This window comes from Streptomyces sp. NPDC005803 (assembly GCF_040630435.1).
In the GTDB taxonomy this organism is placed as follows: Bacteria; Actinomycetota; Actinomycetes; order Streptomycetales; family Streptomycetaceae; genus Streptomyces.
The window spans coordinates 74,148-98,308 of record NZ_JBEXXO010000010.1; the positions used below are offsets into that span (position 1 = coordinate 74,148).

20 protein-coding genes, 3 pseudogenes and 1 riboswitch are annotated in these 24,161 nt (G+C 69.1%); of the genes and pseudogenes, 21 read left to right on the forward strand and 2 right to left on the reverse strand.

Annotation, left to right across the window (positions count from 1 at the left end; translation table 11 throughout):
- Positions 1–99 precede the first annotated feature (99 nt).
- The 15 genes and pseudogenes from ABZ454_RS16280 (at position 100) to ABZ454_RS16350 (ending at position 13,493) form a co-directional block, all read left to right on the forward strand.
- Positions 100–987: a glutathione S-transferase C-terminal domain-containing protein gene (locus tag ABZ454_RS16280; RefSeq protein WP_359538474.1), complete on the forward strand. Its 888-nt coding sequence runs from the start codon at positions 100–102 to the stop codon at positions 985–987.
- 38 nt (positions 988–1,025) lie between these two features.
- A riboswitch (SAM riboswitch) is annotated at positions 1,026–1,133 on the forward strand.
- 324 nt (positions 1,134–1,457) lie between these two features.
- Positions 1,458–2,438, forward strand: coding sequence for an amino acid ABC transporter permease (locus tag ABZ454_RS16285; protein ID WP_359538475.1), 981 nt, complete (start codon positions 1,458–1,460; stop codon positions 2,436–2,438).
- Positions 2,435–3,232 carry an amino acid ABC transporter ATP-binding protein gene (locus tag ABZ454_RS16290; RefSeq protein ID WP_356315866.1) on the forward strand — a complete coding sequence of 266 codons (798 nt, stop codon included), beginning with the start codon at positions 2,435–2,437 and terminating at the stop codon, positions 3,230–3,232. Before ABZ454_RS16285 ends, ABZ454_RS16290 begins: the two co-directional genes overlap by 4 nt.
- Before the next feature lie 63 nt (positions 3,233–3,295).
- Positions 3,296–4,324, forward strand: coding sequence for a transporter substrate-binding domain-containing protein (locus tag ABZ454_RS16295; RefSeq protein WP_359538477.1), 1,029 nt, complete (start codon positions 3,296–3,298; stop codon positions 4,322–4,324).
- An 89-nt stretch (positions 4,325–4,413) separates the two neighbouring features.
- On the forward strand, positions 4,414–5,139 hold the full coding sequence (locus ABZ454_RS16300) for a GNAT family N-acetyltransferase (RefSeq protein ID WP_359538478.1): 726 nt from the start codon (positions 4,414–4,416) through the stop codon (positions 5,137–5,139).
- Positions 5,140–5,198: 59 nt separating this feature from the next.
- Positions 5,199–5,285 (forward strand): putative leader peptide, encoded by an 87-nt coding sequence (locus ABZ454_RS16305; protein WP_359538732.1) that lies wholly within the window; start codon positions 5,199–5,201, stop codon positions 5,283–5,285.
- A 77-nt stretch (positions 5,286–5,362) separates the two neighbouring features.
- The gene (locus tag ABZ454_RS16310; RefSeq protein WP_359538480.1) at positions 5,363–6,571 is read left to right on the forward strand and encodes an LLM class flavin-dependent oxidoreductase; all 1,209 of its coding nucleotides are present in this window, start codon (positions 5,363–5,365) and stop codon (positions 6,569–6,571) included.
- A 21-nt stretch (positions 6,572–6,592) separates the two neighbouring features.
- Positions 6,593–7,969 (forward strand): NtaA/DmoA family FMN-dependent monooxygenase, encoded by a 1,377-nt coding sequence (locus ABZ454_RS16315; protein WP_359538482.1) that lies wholly within the window; start codon positions 6,593–6,595, stop codon positions 7,967–7,969.
- Positions 7,966–9,057: an LLM class flavin-dependent oxidoreductase gene (locus ABZ454_RS16320; RefSeq protein WP_359538484.1), complete on the forward strand. Its 1,092-nt coding sequence runs from the start codon at positions 7,966–7,968 to the stop codon at positions 9,055–9,057. Before ABZ454_RS16315 ends, ABZ454_RS16320 begins: the two co-directional genes overlap by 4 nt.
- A complete protein-coding gene (locus tag ABZ454_RS16325; RefSeq protein ID WP_359538486.1) occupies positions 9,050–10,195 on the forward strand; it encodes an LLM class flavin-dependent oxidoreductase in 1,146 nt (381 codons plus the stop codon). Before ABZ454_RS16320 ends, ABZ454_RS16325 begins: the two co-directional genes overlap by 8 nt.
- Positions 10,183–10,402, forward strand: a pseudogene (locus ABZ454_RS16330) (monooxygenase); the annotation flags it as partial. The gene ABZ454_RS16325 and the pseudogene ABZ454_RS16330, both read left to right, overlap by 13 nt.
- Before the next feature lie 56 nt (positions 10,403–10,458).
- Positions 10,459–11,013 (forward strand): NADPH-dependent FMN reductase, encoded by a 555-nt coding sequence (gene ssuE / locus ABZ454_RS16335; RefSeq protein WP_359538488.1) that lies wholly within the window; start codon positions 10,459–10,461, stop codon positions 11,011–11,013.
- Positions 11,014–11,117: 104 nt separating this feature from the next.
- Positions 11,118–11,367, forward strand: a pseudogene (locus ABZ454_RS16340) (LLM class flavin-dependent oxidoreductase); the annotation flags it as partial.
- A 395-nt stretch (positions 11,368–11,762) separates the two neighbouring features.
- A complete protein-coding gene (locus ABZ454_RS16345; protein WP_359538490.1) occupies positions 11,763–12,986 on the forward strand; it encodes an acyl-CoA dehydrogenase family protein in 1,224 nt (407 codons plus the stop codon).
- Between the two features lie 48 nt (positions 12,987–13,034).
- Positions 13,035–13,493, forward strand: coding sequence for an Rrf2 family transcriptional regulator (locus ABZ454_RS16350; RefSeq protein WP_356315886.1), 459 nt, complete (start codon positions 13,035–13,037; stop codon positions 13,491–13,493).
- A 23-nt stretch (positions 13,494–13,516) separates the two neighbouring features.
- Here the strand turns inward: ABZ454_RS16350 and ABZ454_RS16355 are convergent.
- Positions 13,517–14,129, reverse strand: a pseudogene (locus tag ABZ454_RS16355) (ABC transporter permease subunit); the annotation flags it as partial.
- Positions 14,130–14,419: 290 nt separating this feature from the next.
- Complete coding sequence (locus ABZ454_RS16360) at positions 14,420–17,209, reverse strand: GH32 C-terminal domain-containing protein (protein WP_359538492.1); 2,790 nt, start codon at positions 17,207–17,209, stop codon at positions 14,420–14,422.
- Between the two features lie 607 nt (positions 17,210–17,816).
- Here ABZ454_RS16360 and ABZ454_RS16365 point away from each other — a divergent pair.
- From ABZ454_RS16365 to ABZ454_RS16390, 6 genes are all read left to right on the forward strand, one after another.
- On the forward strand, positions 17,817–18,851 hold the full coding sequence (locus tag ABZ454_RS16365) for a LacI family DNA-binding transcriptional regulator (RefSeq protein WP_356315890.1): 1,035 nt from the start codon (positions 17,817–17,819) through the stop codon (positions 18,849–18,851).
- Positions 18,852–18,995: 144 nt separating this feature from the next.
- A complete protein-coding gene (locus tag ABZ454_RS16370) occupies positions 18,996–20,297 on the forward strand; it encodes a sugar ABC transporter substrate-binding protein (protein ID WP_359538495.1) in 1,302 nt (433 codons plus the stop codon).
- 72 nt (positions 20,298–20,369) lie between these two features.
- Positions 20,370–21,296: a sugar ABC transporter permease gene (locus tag ABZ454_RS16375; RefSeq protein WP_356315898.1), complete on the forward strand. Its 927-nt coding sequence runs from the start codon at positions 20,370–20,372 to the stop codon at positions 21,294–21,296.
- 1 nt (position 21,297) lies between these two features.
- A complete protein-coding gene (locus ABZ454_RS16380) occupies positions 21,298–22,170 on the forward strand; it encodes a carbohydrate ABC transporter permease (RefSeq protein WP_356315900.1) in 873 nt (290 codons plus the stop codon).
- 118 nt (positions 22,171–22,288) lie between these two features.
- Complete coding sequence (locus tag ABZ454_RS16385) at positions 22,289–23,728, forward strand: glycoside hydrolase family 32 protein (protein WP_359538498.1); 1,440 nt, start codon at positions 22,289–22,291, stop codon at positions 23,726–23,728.
- A gap of 224 nt (positions 23,729–23,952) precedes the next feature.
- Positions 23,953–24,108 (forward strand): hypothetical protein, encoded by a 156-nt coding sequence (locus ABZ454_RS16390; RefSeq protein ID WP_359538500.1) that lies wholly within the window; start codon positions 23,953–23,955, stop codon positions 24,106–24,108.
- The last annotated feature ends 53 nt before the right edge of the window (positions 24,109–24,161 follow it).

A 24,161-nucleotide genomic window follows, 5' to 3' on the forward strand; every position in this document is an offset into this window, starting at 1 on the left:
GATGGTGCCGTCCTGACCTGCGCATACGGGTGAGCCCCGCTCCCTCGCCCGACGTCGCTTCCGCCGCGTGTACGTCCGCGCCCGCTCCAGGGGAGATTCATGTCCGTCACACCGTTGGCCGCCCACGCCTCCGACCGACCCGCGCCCGCCTTCCGGGGCCGGATCGGCCAGGACGCGCGCAGCGGCCACTACGCCGTTCCGGGCCGCTACCGCCTCCATCTGTCGACCGCGTGTCCCGATGGCCTGCGCATCGCCGTCACCCACGGCCTGCTCGGCCTGGACACCGTCTGTCCGGCCACCTTCCTGTCGGCCGTCCCCGACTGCCCCGAGGGCGGCCACTCGGCCCTGCAACCGCTGTACGAGGCCAGCGCCCACCGATACGCCGGTCCGGCCGTCGCGCCGGTGCTCAGCGACGACTGGTCCGGACGGATCGTCAGCACGCACGCTCCGGACATCATGCGCGACCTCGCCCGCCGCTTCGGCGGCGACCGACCCTCGCCGTACCCGTGCGGCGCCGAGTCGGAGATCGAGGCCGTCGAGCGGATGTGCGCGGGCATCGAACAGGCCGCGCAGAGCGCCGGATCGGCCGGCGGCGAGCAGGCTGAGCGCGCGGCGGCGCTCGCCATGCTGCTCGAGACGCTGGGCGTGCTGGAGCGATGGCTCGTCGGCCGCACGTACATGATTCGCGACGAAATCACGGCGGCGGACGTCGAGTTGTGGGTCGCCCTGGTCCAACTCGACACCGTGCACCGCAACCACCTGGACGCCTCAGCCGTCCGGCGCATCGCCGACCATCCGACCCTGTGGGCCTACGCCCGCCACCTGGCCGCCCACCCTGCCTTCGGCGGCCACCTCGACCTCGACGGCATCGAGCGCCGTCATCACGCCCGTTGCCATGGACTGGAGGGTGCTGGAGCAGCCGTTCAGATCCTGGACTGGGCGGCACACGCGGCCCGTCAGCCGTTCCACCTGGTGGACCGGCGTTGACATTCGTTCGGGCAATTGTCTTAACTACGGCCCAGAACGGTCATGAGCGTCAGCGACAAGCCCTGGCTAGCTGACCGGCAACCCTCGCAGGCGGTGGGGTGCCCCAGGTGACGACCGGACCGATGATGTTTCGGTAAGCGCGAGGCCCACAGGGCCGGAACAGTGACGGTGACGCCATGCACGCAGCTCCCAGGACGGCCGTATGCCGCCCTCAGGGCTGCGTGCGGCCGTACGCGAACCTCCTCGTCGCCGACCGTGCTGTCGACCTGCTCCGCGTGAACAGCGCACTGTGTACGACACCGGGCCGTGCCCGCTGTCGGGGCTGACACCTCCCCGCAGCCCCCGCACTCCCTGACGCACACCGCCCGAGCGGTGTGCCGTTGTCCTCCCCGTCCCCGGTACCTCGCCGTCGTGTGCGCCCCCGCATGCCGCCGCGCCTCCGGGGTGTACCCACCCAGCCGGAGCCCACCATGAGTGAACCCCCTGGCGCCACCGTCATCCTCCCCGAGGCGCCGACCGCCGACGAACCGACGAAAGCCCCCACTGCCCAGCGAGTTCTGCCGCTACGGCGGCCAGGACGCTGGGTCGCCACCGCGGTCGTCCTGGTCCTGGCGGCCCAGTTCGTGCACGGTCTGGTCTCCAACCCCTTCTACCAGTGGGACCGCTTCGGCTACTGGTTCCTGCGGCCGAACATTCTCGACGGACTCCTCATCACCCTCGAAGTGACCGCCTACAGCGCCTTGTTGGGTCTGGTCGGCGGCATCCTGCTCGCCCTGGCCCGGCTGTCGAAGAGCCCGGTGCTGCGCGCGGTCAGCTGGGCCTACGTCTGGGCGCTGCGTTCCATCCCGCTCATCGTGGTGCTGATCTTTCTCTACAACTTCAGTGCTCTGTACAGGACGTTGAGCGTCGGGGTCCCCTTCGGCCCGGCCTTCTTCTCCTTCGACGAGTCCAGGCTCGCGACCGACATGGTCGTCGCCGTCGTCGGCCTGAGCCTCAACGAGGCGGCCTATGCGGCCGAGGTGGTGCGCGGCGGCATCCTCTCCGTCGATCAGGGCCAGCACGAGGCGGCAGCGGCGCTCGGCCTGCCGAAGGGCTACCAGTTCCGAAAGATCGTGTTTCCGCAGGCGCTGCGCTCGATCATCCCGAACTACGTCAACCAGCTCATCGGCCTGATCAAGGGCACCTCGCTGGTCTTCTACGTCTCCCTGCTGGACCTGTTCGGCTCCGCGCAGACCATGGGCTCCACCTACCCGGGCGACATCGTGCCGCTGCTGCTGGTCGTCACCGTCTGGTACCTGATCCTGACCAGCGTCGTCTCCGTCGTCCAGTTCTACGTCGAGCGGCACTACGCCCGCGGTGCCACCCGCAACCTGCCACCGACTCCGCTGCAGAAGCTCCGCACCGGGCTCACCGGCCTGCGAGCCCGCATCCGCCAGGAGGCCGCCGTATGAGCGCGAAGACACTCGAACCGCTGGCGGACGTCACGCCCGCCGCCGTCGAAGTCCACGACGTGCACAAGTGGTACGGCACCCATCGGGTGCTGGACGGCGTCGACCTGACCGTCCGCCCCGGCGAGGTGACCGTCATCCTCGGCCCCTCCGGCTCCGGCAAGTCCACCCTGCTCCGGGTCATCAACCACCTGGAGAAGCCGGAGATCGGCTACGTCAGCGTCAACGGCGAGCCGATCGGTGTGAAGCGGCAGGGCGACCGGCTCAAGGAGCTGAGCGAGCGGGCCATCCTCACCCAGCGCGGGCGGATCGGCTTCGTCTTCCAGAACTTCAACCTCTTCCCGCACCTGACCGTCCTGGACAACGTGGCCGCGGCTCCGGTCACCACCGGCCGGCTCAGCAGGCCTGAGGCGCGGCAACTCGCCCGCGAACTCCTCGACCGGGTCGGCCTCGCCGACAAGGCCGGCGCCTACCCGCGCCAGCTCTCCGGCGGCCAGCAGCAGCGCGTCGCCATCGCCCGCGCCCTCGCGCTGCGCCCCGGCGTCATCCTCTTCGACGAACCCACCTCCGCCCTCGACCCCGAACTGGTCGGCGAAGTCCTCGCCGTCATCCAGGACCTGGCGACCAGGGGCACCACCCTCGTCATCGTCACCCACGAGATCGGCTTCGCCCGCGAGATCGCCGACCGGGTCGTCTTCATCGACGGCGGCAGGATCATCGAGCAGGGCCCGCCCTCCGAGGTCCTCGACAACCCGCGTCACGAGCGGACCAGAGACTTCCTCAGCAAGGTCCTCTGACCCGCCGCACCCTTCAGACCTCCCCCCACGCCACCCTCATTACCTCCAGCGACAGGAATGGCCATGCCCACCCAGTTCACCCGACGCAGCCTGATACGCGGCATCACCGCGGCGACCGCCGTCGCCTCCCTGGCCACCGGGCTCGCTGCCTGCGGTGGCAACAGCGACGCGGCCACCTCCACCGACAGCGCCGCCCAGTCCGGCGAGGTCGTCATCGGAAAGGTCTCCAACGGCGCCGCCAAGCAGACCACCATCAAGGTCTCCGAGGTCAAGTCCATCAGCGCCGAACTGCCCGCCGCCGTCAAGAAGAGCGGCAGGCTGGAGATCGGCATCGGCGCCCTGCCGGCCGGCTTCCCGCCGCTGGCCTACGTGGGCAACGACCAGAAGACCCTCACAGGCGCCGAGCCCGACTTCGGCCGCCTGGTCGCCGCCGTCTTCGGCCTCAAGCCCGAGGTGAAGAACTCGACATGGGAGAACCTCTTCGTCGGCATCGACAGCGGCAGGGTCAACGTGGCGTTCTCCAACGTCACCGACACCGAGGAACGCAAGAAGAAGTACGAGTTCGCGTCCTACCGGCAGGACAACCTCGCGTTCATCGTGCCGAAGAAGAGCACCTGGAACTTCGACGGCGACTACGGGAACCTCGCGGGCAAGACGATCGCCGTCGCTTCCGGCACCAATCAGGAGAGGATCCTCCTGGAGTGGAAGGCCAAGCTCGCCAAGGAGGGCAAGAAACTCAACGTCAAGTACTTCCAGGACAGCACCAGCACCTACCTGGCGCTGAACAGCGGAAAGGTCGACGCCTCCTTCGGCCCCAACCCCGGCTTCGCTTACCACAACCGCCAGGTCGCGAACACGCCCAACGCCACCCGCACCGCCGGCACCTACTCCGGCGCCGGCGCGAGCCTGCAGGGCCTGATCGCGGCGACCGCGAAGAAGGACAGCGGCCTTGCCAAGCCGCTCGCGGACGCCATCAACTACCTGATCAAGAACGGCCAGTACGCCGAGTGGCTCAAGGCCTACAACCTCTCCAACGAGGCCGTCGCCAAGTCCGAGGTCGACCCGCCCGGATTGCCGCTCGACAACTCCTGACCACCGCACGCTGGGGACTCCATGGCCGCCTCGCGGTGGCGTCCCCGCGCGCCGGACACCCCGAGCCGCACACCGGAGACCACCACACCATGTCCGTCATCGCCCTCGACACCAGCTCCTCACACATTCTGGACAACCCCGCCTGGGCCGCGCTCACCGGCCCGCACGCCCACTTCGCCGAACGAATCGGCCACGCCGTCCGCTACCAGCAGGACGTGGCCCCCTTCCACGCCCTCTCCGACGAGGAGGACCCGCGCGCCTGGGCCGACCTCACCGCACTCGTCGGCCCCGGCGGCACCGCCGCGGTGCGGGGCGTGACCGAGGCGGCGGAGGGCTGGGAGGTCGTGCGCACCGGACACGGCGTCCAACTCGTGGACACCTCCCTGCGCGCCGAGCCCGATCCCGAAGCCGTACTGCTCGGTCCCGACGACGTGCCCGAGATCCTCGACCTGGTCGCCCGCACCGAGCCGGGCCCCTATCTGCCTCGCACCGTGGAGATGGGCACCTACCTCGGCATCCGCCACCGGGGCCGGCTGATCGCCCTGGCCGGCGAGCGGCTGCACCCGCCTGGCTGGACAGAGATCAGTGCCGTGTGCACCGACCCCGACCACCGTGGCCGGGGCTTGGCCACTCGTTTGGTCCGTGCGGTCGCAGTCGGCATCAAGGAGCGCGGCCAACGCCCCTTCCTGCACGCCGCGGCCACGAACGCGAACGCGATCCGGCTGTACGAGTCGATCGGGTTCACCCTGCGCCGCCGTACCGTCTTCTCGCTCGTCCGGCACACCGGGGCCGCCGCGCCGGAAGAAACGGCATAGCCGTGCCCTTGTTCTTGTCGAAGGCGGTTGCCCGGCCCGTTAGGACGGAGGTGCGACACATGACACGTGTACTCCGTGCCGTCCGCCTCCACTCCCGGCCCCACACCGACCTCCAGCGCGTGGCCGGCGCCCTCTGTTGCTCCTGACCCCGTTTCCCCAGCCGCCGTGCGCCCCGATTCCCGCGGGCCGGCGATCTCGTACGGACCTCCAGGAAGGCACCCTCGTGTCCTCAACCCCCTCTTCCCACCTTCACCTCGCCGTCGCCCTCGACGGCACCGGCTGGCACCCGGCCTCCTGGCGCGAGCAAGTGGCCCGCCCCCGGGACCTGTTCACCGCCGGATACTGGGCCGACCTGGTCGCCGAGGCCGAACGTGGCCTGCTCGACTTCGTCACCCTCGAGGACGGCCTCGGCCTGCAGTCCTCCTACTACGGCGAGCCGGACGGCCGCACCGACCAGGTCCGTGGCCGCCTGGACGCCGTCCTGATCGCGTCCCGCATCGCCCCCCTCACCCGCTACATCGGTCTGGTGCCGACCGTGATCACCACCCACACGGAGCCGTTCCACATCTCCAAGGCGATCGCCACTCTCGACTACGTGAGCACCGGCCGCGCCGGCCTGCGGGTGCAGATCGGCGCCCGCCCGTACGAGGCCGACCACTTCGGCCGCCGCACCTTCCCGCCGCTCAGCCTGGAGGAGTTGCAGACTCCGGCCGGTCAGGAGCGGCTCACCGAGCACTTCGACGAGGCCGCCGACTACGTCGAGGTCGTGCGCCGGCTCTGGGACAGCTGGGAGGACGACGCGGAGATCCGGGACGTCACCACCGGCCGCTTCGTCGACCGCGACAAGCTGCACTACATCGACTTCGAGGGCGGGCACTTCAGCGTCAAGGGCCCCTCCATCACCCCGCGCCCGCCGCAGGGTCAGCCACTGGTCACCGCCCTCGCCCACCAGACCGTCCCGTACCGCCTGGTGGCCCGCCAGGCCGACGTCGGTTACGTCACCCCGCACGATGCCGGCCAGGCCCACGCCATCGTCGCCGAGATCCGTGCGGAACAGGAGGCCGCCGGGCGCGCGGATGAACTCCTGCATGTCTTCGGCGACCTTGTGGTCTTCCTCGACGACGACCAGGCCGCCGCCGAGGACCGCCGCTGGCGCCTGGACGGCCTCGCGGGAGAGCCGTACTCGAGCGACGCACGCATATTCACCGGTACACCGTCCCAACTCGCTGATTTGCTTCAGGAGTTGGCGGAGGCGGGACTGACTGGATTCCGGCTGCGTCCCGCGGTCGCCGGACACGACGTCCCCGCCATCTCCCGGTCCCTGGTCCCTGAACTCCAGCGCCGGGGCGCCTTCCGCACCGCCTACGAGGCCGACACCCTGCGCGGCCTGCTGGGCCTGACCCGCCCCGCCAACCGCTACGCCGCCATCTGAGCCGGAAGGACCCGCACCGACATGACCAGCAAGCCGCTGAAGCAGATCCATCTGGCCGCGCATTTCCCGGGCGTCAACAACACCACCGTCTGGAGTGACCCGAAGGCCGGCAGCCACATCGAGTTCAGCTCCTTCGCGCACTTCGCGAGGACCGCCGAACGCGCCAAGTTCGACTTCCTGTTCCTCGCCGAGGGCCTGCGCCTGCGCGAACAGGGCGGCAAGATCTACGACCTGGACGTGGTCGGCCGCCCCGACACCTTCACGATCCTCGCCGCACTGGCCGCCGTCACCGAACACCTGGGCCTCGCCGGAACCATCAACTCCACCTTCAACGAGCCCTACGAGGTGGCCCGCCAGTTCGCGAGCCTCGACCACCTCTCCGGCGGCCGAACCGCCTGGAACGTCGTCACCTCATGGGACGCCTTCACCGGCGAGAACTTCCGCCGCGGCGGCTTCCTCCCGCAGGAGGAGCGCTACTCCCGCGCCAAGGAGTTCCTGGCCACCGCGGGCGAGCTCTTCGACTCCTGGCACGGCGACGAGATCCTCGCGGACCAAACGACCGGCGTCTTCCTGAACGACGCCAAGGCCGGCTCCTTCGTCCACACCGGCCAGCACTTCGACGTCCACGGCCAGTTCAACGTCCCACGCTCCCCGCAGGGCCGCCCCGTCATCTTCCAGGCCGGCGACTCGGAGGAGGGTCGCGAGTTCGCTGCCTCCTCCGCCGACGCCATCTTCAGCCGGTACGCCACCCTGGAGGGCGGCCAGGCCTTCTACACGGACGTCAAGAACCGCCTCGCCAAGTACGGCCGCCGCCCTGACCAGTTGCTGATACTGCCCGCCGCCTCCTTCGCGCTCGCCGACACCGACGCCGAGGCCGAGGAACTGGCACGGACCGTCCGACGGCAGCAGGTCAGCGGGGCCACCGCCCTCAAGCACCTGGAGTTCGTCTGGAACCGGGACCTGTCCTCCTACGACCCGGAGGGTCCGCTGCCGGACATCGACCCGGACGTCAGCGACAACCACATCTCCAAGGGGCGTGCCCAGGTCCGCATGTACCGCGACCCTATCGCCACCGCCCGCGAATGGCGTGAGCTGGCCGCCGCGAACAACTGGTCCATCCGCGACCTCGTCATCGAGACCGGCAACCGCCAGACCTTCGTCGGCTCACCGGCCACCATCGCCAGGACCATCAACGACTACGTCCAGGCCGACGCGAGCGACGGCTTCATCCTCGCCCCGCACATCACGCCGACCGGCCTCGACGACTTCGCCGACAAGGTCGTCCCGCTGCTGCAGGAACAGGGCGTCTTCCGCACCGAGTACGAGGGCCCCACCCTCCGCCACCACCTCGGCCTCGCGCACCCGGACGAGGCGTCCGACGAGCGGGCGGCGTCGTGAAGTTCCTCTCCATCACCCTGATAGTGCACCGCCCGGACCCGGTCACCGGGGTGCGGAAGTCCACCCACGACCGCTTCCGCGAGGTCCTCGACAACGCCCTGTTCGCCGAGGAGCTGGGCTTCGACGGCTTCGGCGTGGGGGAGCGCCACGAGCGGCCGTTCATCTCCTCGTCCCCGACCGTCGTACTCAGCCATGTGGCCGCCCTGACCAAGCGGATCCGCCTGTTCACGGCCGTGACAACGCTCAGCCTGCTGGACCCGGTCCGCGCGTACGAGGACTACGCCACCCTCGACCACCTATCGGGCGGCCGCCTCGACCTGATCATCGGCAAGGGCAACGGCGCCGCCCAACGCGACCTGTTCCACGTCACGCCCGAGGACCAGTGGGACCGCAACGCCGAGAGCTACGAGGTCTTCCGGAAGATCTGGCGCCAGGACAAGGTCACCGCCGACACCCGCTTCCGCCCACCGCTGACCGACGCCGAGGTGTGGCCACGGCCGTACCAGCAGCCGGTCCGGGTCTGGCACGGCAGCGCCACCAGCAAGGAGTCGGTCGACCTCGCCGCTCGCTACGGCGACCCGCTCTTCTCGGCAAACGTCACCAACCCCATCGAGTCGTATGCCGAGTTGATCCGCCACTACCGCGAGCGCTGGGAGTTCTACGGCCACGACCCGGCAGACATCGCGGTTGGCGCCGGGACGGCCGGCATCTACGTGGCCCCCACCTCCCAGGAGGCGCTGGCCGCGTACCGGCCGATCTTCGAGTCCAACCTGGCGTTCTTCAAGAAGGCCGGCCTGCCGGTCGTCTTCGAGACCCTGGAGGACTTCGCCGAACGCAGCTCCGCCCTGATCGGCAGCCCGCAACAGGTCATCGACAAGGTGCACCGCTACCACGAACAGTTCGGCCACACGGTGGTGCACCTGCATGCCGACGCGAGCGGGCTGACGGAGTCCCAGCACCGTGCCTCGCTCGAGTTGTTCCAGTCCGAGGTCGCCCCCGTGCTGCGTCGGGAGATCCCGGATCCGCCGTTCGCCTGGGGCCCCGTGCTTCCGGCATCACCGTTCACTCAGGAGCCCGCCAGTGTCTGACATCTCCCTCGGCGTCCTCGACCTGGTCCCGATCCCGTCGGGTTCGACGGCAGCCGATGCCCTGCGCAACTCCATCGACCTCGCCCAGCAGGCCGAGCGCTTCGGGTATGCCCGCTACTGGTTCGCCGAGCACCACCTCAACCCGGGCGTTGCCGGCACGTCACCCGCCGTCGTCCTGGCTCTGACCGCATCCGCCACCTCCACCATCCGGCTCGGCGCCGGGGCCGTGCAGCTCGGCCACCGCACGGCGCTGTCCACCGTGGAGGAGTTCGGCCTGCTCGACGCGCTGCATCCGGGCCGCTTCGATCTGGGCCTGGGCCGCTCGGGCGGCCGCCCGCCGGGACAGCCGGCCGCGCCGTTGCCGACGGCGACCCCGGTCGTCGACGGCCGCACCCCGAACGGCCTGCTGATCCCACCCCGCTTCTCCTTCGAGCATCTGCTCGGCTCACCCCGCATCGCGCTGCAGCGCAGGCTGCTCCTGCTGCCGGGCGCCGAGTCACAGGACTACGCCGAGCAGATCGACGACATCCTCGCTCTGCTGGCCGGCACCTACCGCTCGCCGGAGGGCGTCGAAGCGCACGTGGTGCCGGGAGAGGGCGCCGACGTGGAGGCGTGGATCCTGGGCAGCAGCGGCGGTCAGAGCGCCGAGGTGGCGGGCGGCAACGGTCTGCGGTTCGCGGCCAACTATCACGTCAGCCCGGCCACGGTCCTGGAAGCGGTGGAGGGCTACCGGTCCTTCTTCCAGCCCTCCGAGTTCCTGGACAAGCCGTACGTCAGCGTCTCGGCGGACGTCGTTGTCGCAGAGGACGACGCGACGGCCCGTGAACTCGCTACCGGCTACGGCCCGTGGGTGCGCAGCATCCGTACCGCCGAGGGCGCCATCGAGTTCCCGACACCGGAGGAAGCGCGCGCTCACGCGTGGACCGACGAGGACCGGGCCCTCGTCCAGGACCGCCTCGACACCCAGTTCGTCGGCTCGCCGGGCCGGGTCGCCGACCAGTTGGAACAACTGCGGGAGGCCACGGGTGCGGACGAGTTGCTCATCACGACGATCACTCACGACCACACGGACCGGGTCCGGTCGTACGCACTGCTCGCGGAGGAATGGCGCCGACGGGGGCACTCCTTTCAGCAGTGAAGGCCCGTGCCGCCGACGGAGCCCTGGCGATCGGCAACCAGATCTTCGCGGTGACCGGCGCCCGCGCCACCGCGGCATCCGAGGGCCTGCGGCTTCTGGCGCAACGTCCGGACCCACACCCTCCACGTCCCTGTCGCCCACAAGCGGCGAGAGGTGGGGCGCCGGGTCATCGAGGGCGAACTGCCCGAACCCACCCGGTACTCCTGACCGCCCCCAGAGCGCCTCCCCGGCGGAGGCGCCCACTTCTCCCCGAAAGAGGACCCATGGCCACTGTCCTGTCAGTCTCCGGCAGCCCTTCCGCCTCCTCCCGCACCAACCGCCTGCTGCGCCACCTGGACCAGCGACTGGCCGCTCAGGGGCACGACGTCGTCCCGCTCGACGTCCGCACCATCCCCGCCGAGGCCCTGCTCGGCGCGGACTTCCGGCATCCGGCGATCGTCGAGGCCACCGAGCTGTTCGCGAGTGCCGACGGCGTCGTCGTAGGAACACCCGTCTACAAAGCGTCGTACTCCGGAGTCCTCAAGGCGCTCCTCGACCTGCTCCCGCAGTACGCACTCACCGGAAAGACGGTCCTCCCTCTCGCCACCGGCGGCTCCATCGCGCATGTCCTCGCCATTGACTACGCCTTGCGTCCGGTCCTCAACTCCATGGGTGCCGCGCACATCGTGCAGGGCTGGTTCACCCTCGACAAGGACATCACCGCCCACGACGACGGCTCTATCACTGTCGCACCGGCCGCCGCCGAGGCCCTCACCCAGGTCGTCGACCATTTCTCACTGGCGCTGGGCCGTACCCCGCTCCTGGCCGCGGCGAGCTGAGGCCATGACCGCACACGTCATCACCGACGACGCCGAGGCCGTCACTGTCGCGTCCGCCCTGCCCGACGAGTTCCGGGCGGGCGCCTCGGCCCGCGACGCCGAGAGACTTCCTCGACAAGGACGCGCTTTGCCGCCGTACCGGCGAATTCCTCGAGATCGTACGAGGGTTGTGGCAGGGCAGGACCGTCGACCTGCGCGGCGAGCACCTCCATGTCGAGGACGTGAAGCTCGCACGGGTGCCCGACCCGGTCCCCGACGTGTACCGGGGGCTCCTCGCCGATCGCGGGAGAAGCCGCCGCCAAGCATGTCGACGTCTACCTCACCTGGGGCGAGCCGCCCGCCGCCGTCGCGGAGATCGTCGATCTCGTCGTCCCGGAACCCCGCAGCCGCGGCAGGCTCCCGGCCCCGTCCGGCGGCGCCACGCTGCGCGAGCGCCTCCACCGCCCGGTCGGCAGCCCTCGCGGCCGGGACGACCACCTGGCCGCCCGCCACCGCGAACTCGCCATCCGGGAGCGTGAATCAGTCGGAGCGCACCTCTATCCCTAGTTTTCCTATCGAATTACTAGGGAAGTGTTGACGGTGGTCGAAGAGGAGAGTGAGGATGGCGAAGCCGACGCGTCACCGCACACCGCTGCACTGCCCCGCTGCCTCGCCGGGCACCGCGTCGTCCTCGTACCCTTGGAGGAAGACGCCATGACCACAGCACTGAGGTGTAACGACAGCCGCAGTCGCATGAAGCGGGTCCGGATATGACGGTGACGGCGGACGAGGTGACCGACGCGGAAGCCGGTCAGATCGACTGGCTGCACATCGCCCGTGAGATCGCGGACGACCTGTCGACGGACGCGGCCGAGCGCGAACAGGCCGGCAAAGCACCGATCGACGAGGTCGCACGGCTGCGCGAGTCGGGGCTGCTGACATTGATGGCACCGGCCGAGCAGGGGGGAGGAGGTGCGGACTGGCGTACGGCCTACGCGGTCGTGCGGACCGTCGCCACGGCGGACGGGGCCATCGGCCACCTGCTGGGCCACCACTACTTCCTGTCCTTCAGCGCCCGCTTCTTCGCCGGGCCTGCACGTGCCGCCCGCGTCGAGCGGGAGTCGACGGAGGGGCAGTGGTGCTGGGGAGGCGGTATCGCCTCACACGAACCGGCACTCATCCTGACCCCCAAGGCGAACGGCTATCTGCTGAACGGCTACCAGAGGTACGCCACCGGCGTCGGAATCGCCGACCGGCTGGTGGTCCGAGCCGCCAAGTACGGCACCGATGTGCCGCTGGCCGTCCTCGTCGACCCCGCCCGCCCGGGTGTCGTGAGCGGCAGCGGCGGGGACACCTTCGGGCAGCGGCTGGCAGCCGGTGGCGCCGTGGAGTTCGACTCCGTGCCGGTCGCGGCGGACGACGTGTTCGGGTCGCTCTCGCCGGACGAGGGCGTCCTGTCACCCTTCGCCTCTCTCGCCGTGCCGACCGCGCGTCTGGTCTCGGCCCAGTTCTGTCTCGGCATCTCCGAGGGACTGCTGGCTGAGGTCCACGAGCACGGAAGGGCCGTGCGGTCGCCCTGGCAGCCCTTCTCCCCTCAGCCCTGGCCGGACAGCCCCCCGCAGGATCCGTACGCGCTGACCATGTACGGCGAGCTGGCTGTCGTCGCACGTGCCGCGTCCGCCCTCGCCGACCAGGCGGTGGATGCCCTGTTGCGCGGCCTCGCGCAGGGCGAGGATCTCGACGACGACGAGTGCGCGGAGATCGCCGTCCTCGCGAGCGTGGCCGAAGCCGCGGCCTCCCGTGCCGCGCAGGAGATCACCACCCGTGCCCTGGACGTCGTCGGCGTCGAGGCCGCTTCCACGCGGCACGGCTTCGACCGCTTCTGGCGTGACGCCCGGACCCACACCCTGCGCGAACCAGCCGCCCACAGACTGCGCGAGATCGGGGACTACTTCCTCAACGGTGCGCACCCGCCCTTCGCCCTTCCTGCCTGACGGCGCAGCCGGTGACGGGCGGACACGGCAGTGATGGATAATCGCGGCATGCGGATCTCGGCGCGGGCGGACTATGCGGTGCGGGCGGCATTGGAGCTGGCCGCGGCAGGGGACAACGCCTCGCTCAAGGCCGAGGCAATCGCCGCGGCGCAGGGCATCCCGCACAAATTCCTGGAAGGCATCCTCGGCGACCTGCGCCGGGGCGGTCTCGTGGTCAGTCAGCGGGGCGGCAAGGGCGGCTACCGGCTAGCCCGCCCCGCGGACTCGATCGCCATCGCGGACGTCATCCGTGTGGCGGACGGCCCCCTGGTGTCAGTGCGCGGCGTGCGGCCACCCGAGCTCTCCTACGGCGGTCCGGCGGAGTCGCTGCTGCCGCTGTGGATCGCCGTACGCGCCAATGTCCGCAAGATTCTCGGCGAGGTCACCCTGGCCCACGTGGCCGCGGCCAAGCTGCCCGACGAGGTCCTGATCCTCGCGGAGGACCCCGGGGCCTGGACGAATCCCTGACCGTGTCCTCGTGCAAGCTTCTTTCAGCGGGTGACCAGCAGGCCGCGGCTGCGCAGCACACACCGCTCCAGCGGGCTGAAGATCAGCAGATCGATGACGATGCCGACGAGCAGGATCAGGAAGATGGCCAGAAACACCTGCGGCATGCTGGATTTGGTGCGCCCGTTCTCCAGGAACTGGCCCAGGCCGACGCCCAGGTCGGGTGAGGAGGCGATGATCTCGGCGGCCATCAGGGACCGCCAGGAGAACGCCCAGCCCTGCTTGAGTCCCGCCGGATAGCCGGGCAGCGCCCCCGGCATCACGATGTGCCGGGCCCCGCGCAGGTCGCGCCCATCGTCCGGCCGGCCCGCAGGAACAGTGGTGGGATCTGGTCGACGCCTGCGACAAGGCCGTTGGCGATGGAAGGGACCGCGCCGAGCAGGATCGCCGCGTACATCATCGAGTCGTCCAGGCCCGGCCAGATCACGGCGGGCGGCACCCAGGCCACCGACGGCAGCGACTGCAGGCCGGACAGGATGGGGCCGATGGCCGCCCGGACGAAGGCCACCGGGCGACCAGCAGGCCGAGCGGCGTACCGACGGCGAGCGCCAGCAGGAAGCCGAGCAGACCGCGCGAGACGGACGTCCAGATGTAGTCGTCTAAGCGTCCCGGTTCTGCTCGGCCGCTGTGGAGCCGTCCTTCTCGGTGTCGACGCCGGTGTCAGTGCTGGCCATGGCGGCGGATCTCCCCCTGGAGGGGCTGCTGGCCGTCGTCCGGGGGGCGCGCCGAGGATCGCTTCCCTCTGTCGAGGCGGCAGAACCATGCACGCGCGGCGAACCGACGTACCGGGAAACGCCTGTTCGGTCCGCAGCCACGAGGCTGCGGACCGAACAGGGTGTGGGCATGGGGAACCAGTGGCCGCCGTGCTCTCCGCACGTGTGGTCAGGTCAGTCGGTCATGTTGCCCATCTTCCAGACGGTCATGGACGTGACGACGCTGCCGTCGCCGAACAGTCGCAGGCCCAGGGAGTCCTGCCGGAAGGGGTAGGCGCGGGTGGTGATGGACTTGTGTGAGTTCGCGTATGCCTCGATCATCGAGCGGTCGAGGAACACGTCGAGGGTCAGGTTTCCGTTGGAGAGCGTGAGCGGGCCCTTCTGGATCCCGAGGTCGGGTTCTGCGCTGGAGTTGTTCCCGGATCGTGTTCGGTCGACGCCCAGTTGTCCTGCGGGGGCGTCATAGAACAGGCGGGTCCGTTCCTCGTCCCCGGGGCTGCGCAGTACGTCGAGTCCGAAGGTTCCGGCGGTGCCTTGCGCCATGGTCAGCTTGATGTGGAGCATGTCTCCCTTGATGCCGGCCAGGCGCGTGTTGACGTCGTTGACGGAGGCCGGTTCGCTGATGTCCAGGAGCGGCGCGCCGGTGTGGAGTCGGGAGACCTCCTCCACGGGGCTGAACCCGAGGTCTCCGTCGGGCAGCATGGACAGTTCGATGGGGAGGCCGGCGTTGTGGGCCCACCCGGCGTCGTAGTGGGCGCGTTCCGTGCGCCGGTCCTGCGCGATGCTGAAGACAAGAGACCGTCCCTTGTCGTCGACCGTTCCGCTCGGGCCGGTGAAATGGTCGCCGTAGTCCATCAGCTTGGGCTCGGTCGTGTCGGGTGTCCATCGGCGGGCCCCGGCGTCCCAGGTGCCGACCCAGTAGTAGACGTACTTGCTGCTGTACTCGCCGGGCCCGGCGGGGAACGCCGGGTTGACGAGCAGCGCCCGGCGCTGGCGGCCCTGGGCGTCCTTTCCGATGGGCAGGAAGGTGGGCAGTTCCCATACCTGGCCGGTCTTGGGATGAGCCGCGACGTCGCCGACCATCAGGGGGCCCGAGTAGGTCCAGTCGGTGAGGTTCTTGGAGGTGTAGAGCAGGGCGGTGCCGCCGACGTCGGTGCCCGAGGTGGTCTGGACGCCCGAGCCCATCAGTTGGAACCAGGTGTCCCCCTCCTTCCAGACGTAGGGGTCGCGGAAGTCGCCGAAGCGGACCTTGCGTCCCGCGCCGACGTTCAGGTCGGCGGTCTGGCTGGTCACCAGGGTGGGGTGCATCTTCCACTCGACCAGGTCGGGGTCGCTGGGATCGACGGGGCGCGCGAGGCCGGTGGCCTGGTTGGGGCGCTGGGAGTCGTTGCCTGCCGTGAACAGCAGGACAGGGACGCCGTTTTCGTCCAGCGTCGAATCACCGGACCAGACACCGTCGGGCGCCACGCTGTCGGCGGTGGGGGCGAGGGCGACAGGCAGGTCCCGCCAGTGGACCAGGTCTTCGCTGACCGCGTGACCCCAGCCGATGTTGTGCCAGTAAGGGCCGTGGGAGTTGTGCTGGTAGAAGAGGTGGTACTTGCCATTGACCTGGATGGGGGCGTGCGGCTCGTTCATCCAGTGGTTGGGGGCGGTGAAGTGGTAGCCGGGACGGTAGCGGTCACCGTCGTAGCGTGAGCGGTCCATGGCCATACGGGCCTCTGGAATGCTGCCCCCGCTGAACGTCCGGAGATCCTGCTGATGGCTCGCCGCGACCGAGGCGGCGGTGAGCGGGCCGGTGTGGACCTTCACCTCGTCGATCAAGCCGTTGAACATGTTGACGGCGAAGGTGCCGTTGATGATGGTGGGCTGGTTGTGGCGCCCGATGATCATCGGGACGTCGGCCTTGGCCATCCGGGCATTCGTGGGGATGGCGGTCTGGGCGACCTGTTCGCCGTTCAGGTACAGCCTGATGGCGCCTTCGCCCGGCGCGAACACTGCCGCGAGGTGGGCCCACTTCCCGGCAGCCAGGGCCGCGGACTTCGGCACCTTGATCTCGTACCAGGCGTCACCGGTGCCGACACCGAATTCCCATACTCCGTGTCGTCCGACGCCGAGGGAGAAGCCGCGGTGTGCGGCCTTGTCCTGCTGGTTGACGATGGCGGAGGGCTTGCCGCCGTCGCCCCATTCGAAGGCGCGCGGGGCGACCCACCCTTCGACGGTCATGCCGTCGGTGGGCAGCTGCGTCTGTGAGGCAGCGCGTGTGACCCAGGTCGAATAGCCGTCGAACAGGAGGGCGCCGGACAGGACGCCTTCCTCCTCGCGGTTTGTGCGCCAGAGGGGGTCGCTGTTCGGCTTGTACACCGCGTTGTTGAAGACGTAGCTGATGGGGTCCGCGGCCTGGCTGATCTGCTCCGTTGTCGCGGTGCCCCGGCCTTCGGCGAAGTCCCAGTAGGCGGCGAGCCCTTCCTGGGCGGGGGTGGGCGCCTTGTCGATTCCGACTCGCACGTCGTCGAGGTTGATGTGGCCCCAGCCGCCGGTGGCCTGGTCGACCACGGTGATGCGCAGTTGTTCCCCGAGGTGATCGCGGGCGTCCCAGGTGACGCGGTGGTACGCCTCGTCGTCGGTGCCGGTCGCCTTGTGGAGGACGGTTCCGTCCAGGGTGGTCAGTGCGACGTACAACTGAGCCTCGTTGCGGCCGCCGGAGACCAGGGCACCGACCATTCCCGTACCCGTCAGCGTGAAGGGTTCGGACGTGACGGTTCCGGTGGCGGCGTCGCCGCCGCCTGCGAAGCCCCACAGGTGGTGGGTGCCTTCCTGGTTGAAGCAGCATCCCCACCCCCAGCCGGGGTCGTCGGTGACGGCCCCGTTGAAGGCCGTTCCGGTGGTGGTCCAACCGCTGAGGTCGCCGGTCTCGAAGCCGGGGTTGGACAGGGTGGTCTCGCTGGCGCTGGCGGGCTCTGACATCAGAGGTGACGTCAGACCGAGACATATCGTGAGCGCGAGCAGAAGGCGCAGCACGTTGCCTCTGCTCGCTGTCGCGGGTTTCGGTGTCGAGCGGGTTCGCATACGAACCTCCGGTGGTGTGGGGTCGAGATGAGCGGGTGGAGCAGGACGCCGCCCCCGGACGCGACACGGCCGAGGCGGCGGGTACGGGAAGCGAGGGGTTGAAGGGGATGCCGGCATCGGCGACGACGCTGTGTCCCCGGTTTCCGGTCGCCGACGTGGAGGGTGAGGCCGAAGGCGGTGCGGAGGAGTTGCTTGGTGCGGCGGCCGGTGGGCCGGGCCATTGCCGTGCCGGGTACACGGGAGGCGCCCACGGGACGCTGACCGTCACCTGACGGGTCGCCAATTCGATTTAGGTCATGGGTCGGCATGGTTCGTGCGCCGCCGCAGCTAAAGCAAGAGCTAACGCAGACAGACTTCGTTTTCGTATCCACTGAAGGTGCCGGAATCAGGACATAACGTCGCCGTTACGCAGGTGAGATGTCCGGGGTGTTGACAGTGGATGACGGGTGGAGCAATCTCGTCACACGTTGCTAATCCGATTTAGCTGAACGGGGCTGATCCTCTGATGTCCGAACGCCGCGTGACCATGGCCGACGTTGCCCGCAGGGCAGGCGTCTCGCCGACGACCGCGTCGTTCGCCCTGTCGGGCCGGACCGACATGCGTATCTCCGACGCCTCCCGCGAACGAGTCCTGGAGGCCGCCCGGGATCTGGGCTACCGCCCGAACGTCACGGCGCGCAGTCTGCGGACGAAGTCCACCCAGACGATCGGGCTCGTCTCGGACCGGATCACCACGACCCCGTTCGCCGGCGAAGTGATCCGCGGGGCGATGGAGGCTGCCCGGGAGCGGGACCACCTGTTGTTCATCACCGAGGCGGGCGGCGATCGAGCCGCCGAGTCGTCGCTGGTCCACGCACTGCTGGACCGACAGGTCGACGCGGTGGTCTACGCGTCCATGTTCACCCGGTACGTGACCCCGCCCAAGGAGCTGTTCGGGCGCCGCGTGGTCCTGCTGAACTGCCTGGCCCCGGACTTCGACGCACCCTCCGTCGTCCCGGACGAGTTGGAGGCCGGACGGGATGCGGCCCGGGCTCTGCTCGCGGCCGGTCACAGTGAGGGCATCTGGGCGATCGGCGGCCACCAGGCCGTTCCGGCCACCCCTGAGGGAATCATCGCCGGCAACGAGCGCATGCGCGGTCTGGAGGAGGTCCTGCGAGAGGGCGGGGCACGCCTGGAAGGCGTCATCGAGTGCGACTGGGACACGCTGGACGGCCACCGCGAGGTGTCCGCCCTGCTGGCAGCGGGTCACCGGCCCCGTGCCCTGGTGTGCCTGGCCGATCGGGTGTCCTTCGGCGCCTACCAGGCACTCGGCGAGGCAGGTCTGTCGGTGCCCGGCGATGTGTCGGTCATCTCGTTCGACGACCAGGACATCGCCTCGGTGCTGCGTCCGGCGCTCACCACGCTACGGCTGCCGCACTACCGGCTCGGACACCAGGCGATGGAGTTGATTCTCCGCCCGGGCCCGCTCGAAGCGGTCGTGCACCGCGTGCCGATGCCGCTGCAGAGCCGTGCCTCCCTCGCCGCACCCACCAGCGGCTGACCCCGGCACCGAAGACAGTTGTCCCGCCGCCCGCACCGATGATTTCGGGCGGGTGGCGGGACGGCCACCAAGAACAGCGACCGTCGTCACCGGTCGCCGAGGGCGGGTCCTGCAAGACCCGTCTCAGTGAGATGGAGGAACCTCATGCTGTTCAGAACACGACGCCTCGCTGCTGTCAGTGTAGCCGTCACGGCGGCGACCGCCCTGGTCGCCGGGTGTACGTCCGGGAGCGGGAGTACGTCCGGTGCCAGCGGCGACACGCTGACCCTGTGGACGCACAACGCCGGCAACTCGGCGGAACTCGATGTGGTCAAGAAGATCATCAAGGACTTCAACGGCTCCCAGGACACGTACAAGGTCAAGCTGCAGGCGTTGCCGCAGAGCGATTACAACAACTCGGTCGTCGCGGCCGCCTCCGCCCGCAAGCTGCCCTGCCTGCTCGACGTGGACGGCCCCAACGTGGCGAACTGGGCGTGGGGCGGCTACCTGTCCCCGATCGACGTCTCCGGCAGTGAAGTGCCCGTGCTCAGCCAGCTGGCCAGCACCGTGGGACGGTACGACGACAAGCTCTACTCGTTCGGCTTCTACGATGTCTCGCTGGGCTTCTTCGCCCGCAAGTCCGTGCTGAACGCGAACGGTGTCCGTGTCGCCACCATGGACAAGCCCTGGACGAAGGACGAGTTCGACGCGGCGCTCGCCAAGCTGAAGAAGAGCGGCACGTTCAAGTACCCGCTGGAGATGGGCACCGGCGGCACCGGCGAGTGGTGGTCCTACGCCTACTCCCCGCAGCTGCAGAGCTTCGGCGGGGACCTGATCGACCGTGGCGACTACAAGACAGCCTCGGACACCCTCGACGGTGAGAAGGCCGTGGAGTGGGCCACCTGGTTCCACTCGCTGGTGGCCAAGGACTACATGGCGAAGAAGTCCGGAGCCGACCCCAACAAGGACTTCCTGGCCGGCAAGAGCGCCCTCCAGTGGGACGGCAGCTGGAACGCGGCAAAGAACGCCGAGAAGCTCGGCGACGACCTGGCGATCATCCCGCCGGTGGACTTCGGTGACGGGCCCAAGATCGGCGGCGCCTCCTGGCAGTGGGCGATGAGCTCCACCTGCTCCAACAAGGCCGGTGCGCAGGCGTGGCTGAAGTTCTCCCGCCAGACGAAGTACTTCGTCGACTACGCCAAGGCCACCAGTACCATCCCGGCCACCGACGACGCCGCGCAGCAGATCGCGGACTACCAGCCGGGCGGCAAGTTCGACGTGCTGGTCCAGTTCGCGCGCAAGTACGCGATGGTGCGCCCCGCGACCCCGGCCTACCCCTACATCTCCACCGAGTTCGAGAAGGCGTCCAAGGACATCCTGGCCGGCGCCGACCCGAAGGACGCTCTCGGTCAGGCCGCGAAGAGCATCGACAACAACCTGAAGACGAACAACTACTACTCCAACTGACCCGTCCGGTCCGGTTCGGGCGCCACCACGCCGTCCGAACCGGGCCGATCCCCTGGAGATACCGTGCCCACCATGTTCGCAGCCCGCGAGCGGCTGCGTCCGGTCCGGCGAACCCGAACGACCAACGCCCGTCGCCGTGAGAGCTTCACCGCCTTCGGTATGGCCACCCCGGCCGTCGTGCTACTGATCGTCTTCCTCGTCGTACCGGTCGCTCTGGCCTTCACTCTGGCGTTCACCGACGCGAAACTCGTCTCACCCACTCCGGCCCGTTTCGTGGGCCTGAGGAACTTCACCCTTCTCTTCCAGGATCCGACCTTCTACAAGTCCCTGCGCAACACCGCCTACTTCGCCGCCGTCGTCGTCCCTCTGCAGGCCGGACTCGCCCTGGTGCTGGCCCTGCTGGTCAACGCCAAGGTCCGAGGCGTCAACTTCTTCCGTACCGTGTACTTCCTGCCGGTCGTCACCTCGATGGTCGTGGTGTCCCTCCTGTGGACCTTCCTGTACCGGGAGGACGGACTGGTCAACCACGTCCTCTCCACGCTCACCCTCGGCCATGTCCAGGGGCCGGACTGGCTGGGCGACCCGGCCACCGCGATGCCCGCCATCATCCTGATGTCGGTGTGGCAGGGCGTCGGCTTCCACATGATCATCTGGCTGGCCGGCCTGCAGACCATCCCCGCCGAGCTGTACGAGGCGGCGGACCTCGACGGAGCCACCCGCCGGCACCGCTTCCTCCACGTCACCTGGCCGGGACTGCGCGCCACCCGCACGTTCGTGCTCGTCACCATCACGATCGCCGCGCTCAGCCTCTTCACCCAGATCAGGGTGATGACGCAGGGCGGTCCACTCGACTCCACCACCACAGTCGTGTACCAGGCGGTGCACAGCGGCTACGACCAGCAGCAGACCGCCTACGCGGCGGCCGTCTCGCTGATCTTCTTCGTGCTCGTACTGAGCGTGTCCCTCGTCCAGCGTTTCCTGACCCGGGAGAAGGACTGACATGACTTCCTTCCTCAAGCACCTCGGCGGTCACACCGGCCGCATCGTCCTGGCCCTGGTCTTCGCACTGCCACTCGTCTTCATGTTCGTCTCGTCGTTCAAGCCGGACGACCAGATCTTCGGCGACCTGGACTCCCTGCGCGCGTTCCTGCCGGTCGGGGCCCTGTCGCTGGACAACTACACAGCGGTGTTCGAGCGAGTTCCGGCTGCACGGTTCCTGCTGAACTCCGTGCTGATCTCCTCGGTCACCGTGGTGTTCGGCATCGTCGTCAACAGCCTGGCCGCCTTCGCTCTGTCACGGATGCGGTGGCCCGGCCGCAAGCTCGTCCTGACCGCGATCATCGCCACTCTCATCGTGCCGTTCGAGACCTTCGCACTGCCGCTGGTGTGGTGGGTCAACCAGCTTCCACTGCTGAACGTCAACGGATTCCACCTGGAGTGGAGCACCGGCTGGATGGACACCTACCAGGTGCAGATCCTGCCGTTCGTCGCCAACGCCTTCTCCATCTTCTTCTTCCACCAGTACTTCCAGAGCATCCCCAAGGAACTTGACGAGGCAGCGATCGTGGACGGCGCCGGCTGGTTCACCATCTACCGCCGCATCGTCATGCCGCTGTCCGGGCCGGCCGTCGCCACCGTGGCGATCCTGACCTTCCTGCCGGCCTGGAACTCCTACCTGTGGCCGCTGATGGTCGTGCAGAGCGAGGAACTGCGGCCGGTGATGGTGGGTATCTCCTACTTCTTCCAGCTGAATGTGGGATGGGGCCAGATCATGGCGTACTCCTCCATGATCACCGTGCCGATCCTGGCGCTCTTCGTGGCGTTCCAGCGCTCCTTCGTCAACAGCATCGCCTCCAGCGGCGTCAAGGGCTGATCGTCGGCACCCCCGAGCCGCTCGCCCTCCTCCTGATGACTTCCGTGTGCTTCGCGCACCCCGAGAAAGGCCCAGTGTGTCCGCGCTGCCTGCCGACCCCCACCTCCCGCTCCTCCATTTGCGACCGCCCCATAACTGGATCAACGACCCCAACGGGCTGGTCTTTCACCACGGTCACTACCACGTGTTCTTCCAGTACAACCCGCACGGGCCGCAGCACTCGAACGTGCACTGGGGCCACTTCCGCAGCCCCGACCTGATCAACTGGGAGCCCCTCCCCGTCGCCCTTGCCCCCACGCCCGACGGCTACGACGCCGACGGCTGCTACTCGGGCAACGCCGTCTCCGTCGACGACCGCATAGTGGCCTTCTACTCCGCCCACCGAAACGACCGCTGGTGGCAGCCCATCACCACCGCCGAGTCACAGGACAACGGCCGCACCTGGGCCAAACGCCCCCGACTGCTCATCCCCGAGCCCCCTGCCGGCACCACCATGTACCGAGACCCCTACGTGTGGTGGCAGGGCGACCGCTGGCGGATGCTGGTCGGCTCCGCCCTCGACGACGGCCGCGCCGCGGCGTTGCTGTACGAGTCCGATGACCTGGAGAACTGGACGTACCTCGGCCCCTTCCACACCAGCGACGCCGCGGCCGGCACCGCCCCGATCGGCTGGGAGTGCCCGCAGTACGCGACGTTCGGCGACCGGAGCGCACTGATCGTCAGTGACTGGACCCCGCAGAACGGCCCCAGTCACACCACCGTCCACACCGGCCGCGAGAAAGACGGCCGCTTCGCGGCGGACTCGCCCCCCGCGCCCCTGGATCACGGCCCTGACTTCTACGCCCCCGCGTTGCTGAAGGACCCCGGGGACGACCGGTGGCTGTTGTGGGCGTGGGCGTGGGAGGCCCGCGATGACGCCTGGGCGCACGAGGCGGGCTGGGCGGGTGTCCTCACCCTTCCCCGCGAGGTGCGTCTGACGGCCGAAGGGACGGTCGCCCAACGCCCCGCTCGCGAAGTACTTGCTCAGCGCGGTGCACGCACACTGCACCGAACCGGACACGTCACACAGGCCGAACCGGCCGAGCTCGGTCAAGTCGGCCGTACCTTCGATCTGGCCGCCGCCCTCGTTCCCGACGCCACGGGGACGAGCGGGCTGCGACTGATCACCTCCGCCGATGGCGCCGAATACCTCGACATTCATCTTGACCCCGCGGCTGGGCACCTCACCGTGGACCGCACTCACGCGTCGCTCGACACGCGGGCCAGGGGAGGCTCGTACACCATGCCCTTCCCGGCCATGAAGCGCCCTGGCAGCCCCGTCGAACTGCGCGTGATCGTGGACCGCTCGATAGCCGAGATCTACCTGGCCGACGAACAGGTCCTCACCCTGCGGTTCTATCCACTGGGCGAAGGGCCGTGGCGGCTCCAGGCCCGTACGACGGGCACCCTGCGCAGCGAATTCGCGGTCGAAGTCTGGGACCTGACCCAGGCAGACGCCTTGAGGGAGCCGACTCCTGCGGGCCGGGGATGGGCGCCGACCGACCGTCTCACTGCCTGACCGGGCGCACCCGACCGGACCTGTTCATCGCGGGGCCCGCTGGTTGCCCGACCTGGTCCAGCAACGACACCCCGGGGGAAACCAGCACGTTCGGAGGCTTCGTCGCCGCGCCCGGGGGTGCCGTACTGAGCAAGCCGGCGCCCCCGGGACCGTCAGATCGAGTTCATCGGGGACTCCCTCACGGTGGGCTACGGCACTGTCTCGGGCACCCGCGACCGCAATCCGTGGTGATCAGCCTCGGCGCCCACGACTTCTCGGACCTCACACCCGGTGAACCGTGGACGCCCGACAGCCTCGCGGTCGCCTACCGCACCGCCTACGGCGAGTTTCTCGGGAACCGACGGACGCGCTTCCTCAGCAGCCTGCCGACGGGATGGTGAGGGACATGACCACCCGTGACACGAGTGCAACGGGCGGACACCGGTCGACGTAC

Coding starts and splice junctions, on each gene's coding strand:
- ABZ454_RS16285 (WP_359538475.1), top strand. CDS start 1,458: ATGAGTGAACCCCCTGGCGCCACCGTCATCCTCCCCGAGGCGCCGACC.
- ABZ454_RS16295 (WP_359538477.1), top strand. CDS start 3,296: ATGCCCACCCAGTTCACCCGACGCAGCCTGATACGCGGCATCACCGCG.
- ABZ454_RS16380 (WP_356315900.1), top strand. CDS start 21,298: ATGACTTCCTTCCTCAAGCACCTCGGCGGTCACACCGGCCGCATCGTC.
- ABZ454_RS16290 (WP_356315866.1), top strand. CDS start 2,435: ATGAGCGCGAAGACACTCGAACCGCTGGCGGACGTCACGCCCGCCGCC.
- ABZ454_RS16370 (WP_359538495.1), top strand. CDS start 18,996: ATGCTGTTCAGAACACGACGCCTCGCTGCTGTCAGTGTAGCCGTCACG.
- ABZ454_RS16345 (WP_359538490.1), top strand. CDS start 11,763: ATGACGGTGACGGCGGACGAGGTGACCGACGCGGAAGCCGGTCAGATC.
- ABZ454_RS16365 (WP_356315890.1), top strand. CDS start 17,817: ATGTCCGAACGCCGCGTGACCATGGCCGACGTTGCCCGCAGGGCAGGC.
- ABZ454_RS16305 (WP_359538732.1), top strand. CDS start 5,199: ATGACACGTGTACTCCGTGCCGTCCGCCTCCACTCCCGGCCCCACACC.
- ABZ454_RS16375 (WP_356315898.1), top strand. CDS start 20,370: ATGTTCGCAGCCCGCGAGCGGCTGCGTCCGGTCCGGCGAACCCGAACG.
- ABZ454_RS16350 (WP_356315886.1), top strand. CDS start 13,035: ATGCGGATCTCGGCGCGGGCGGACTATGCGGTGCGGGCGGCATTGGAG.
- ABZ454_RS16300 (WP_359538478.1), top strand. CDS start 4,414: ATGTCCGTCATCGCCCTCGACACCAGCTCCTCACACATTCTGGACAAC.
- ssuE (WP_359538488.1), top strand. CDS start 10,459: ATGGCCACTGTCCTGTCAGTCTCCGGCAGCCCTTCCGCCTCCTCCCGC.
- ABZ454_RS16360 (WP_359538492.1), bottom strand. CDS start 17,209: ATGTCAGAGCCCGCCAGCGCCAGCGAGACCACCCTGTCCAACCCCGGC.
- ABZ454_RS16315 (WP_359538482.1), top strand. CDS start 6,593: ATGACCAGCAAGCCGCTGAAGCAGATCCATCTGGCCGCGCATTTCCCG.
- ABZ454_RS16280 (WP_359538474.1), top strand. CDS start 100: ATGTCCGTCACACCGTTGGCCGCCCACGCCTCCGACCGACCCGCGCCC.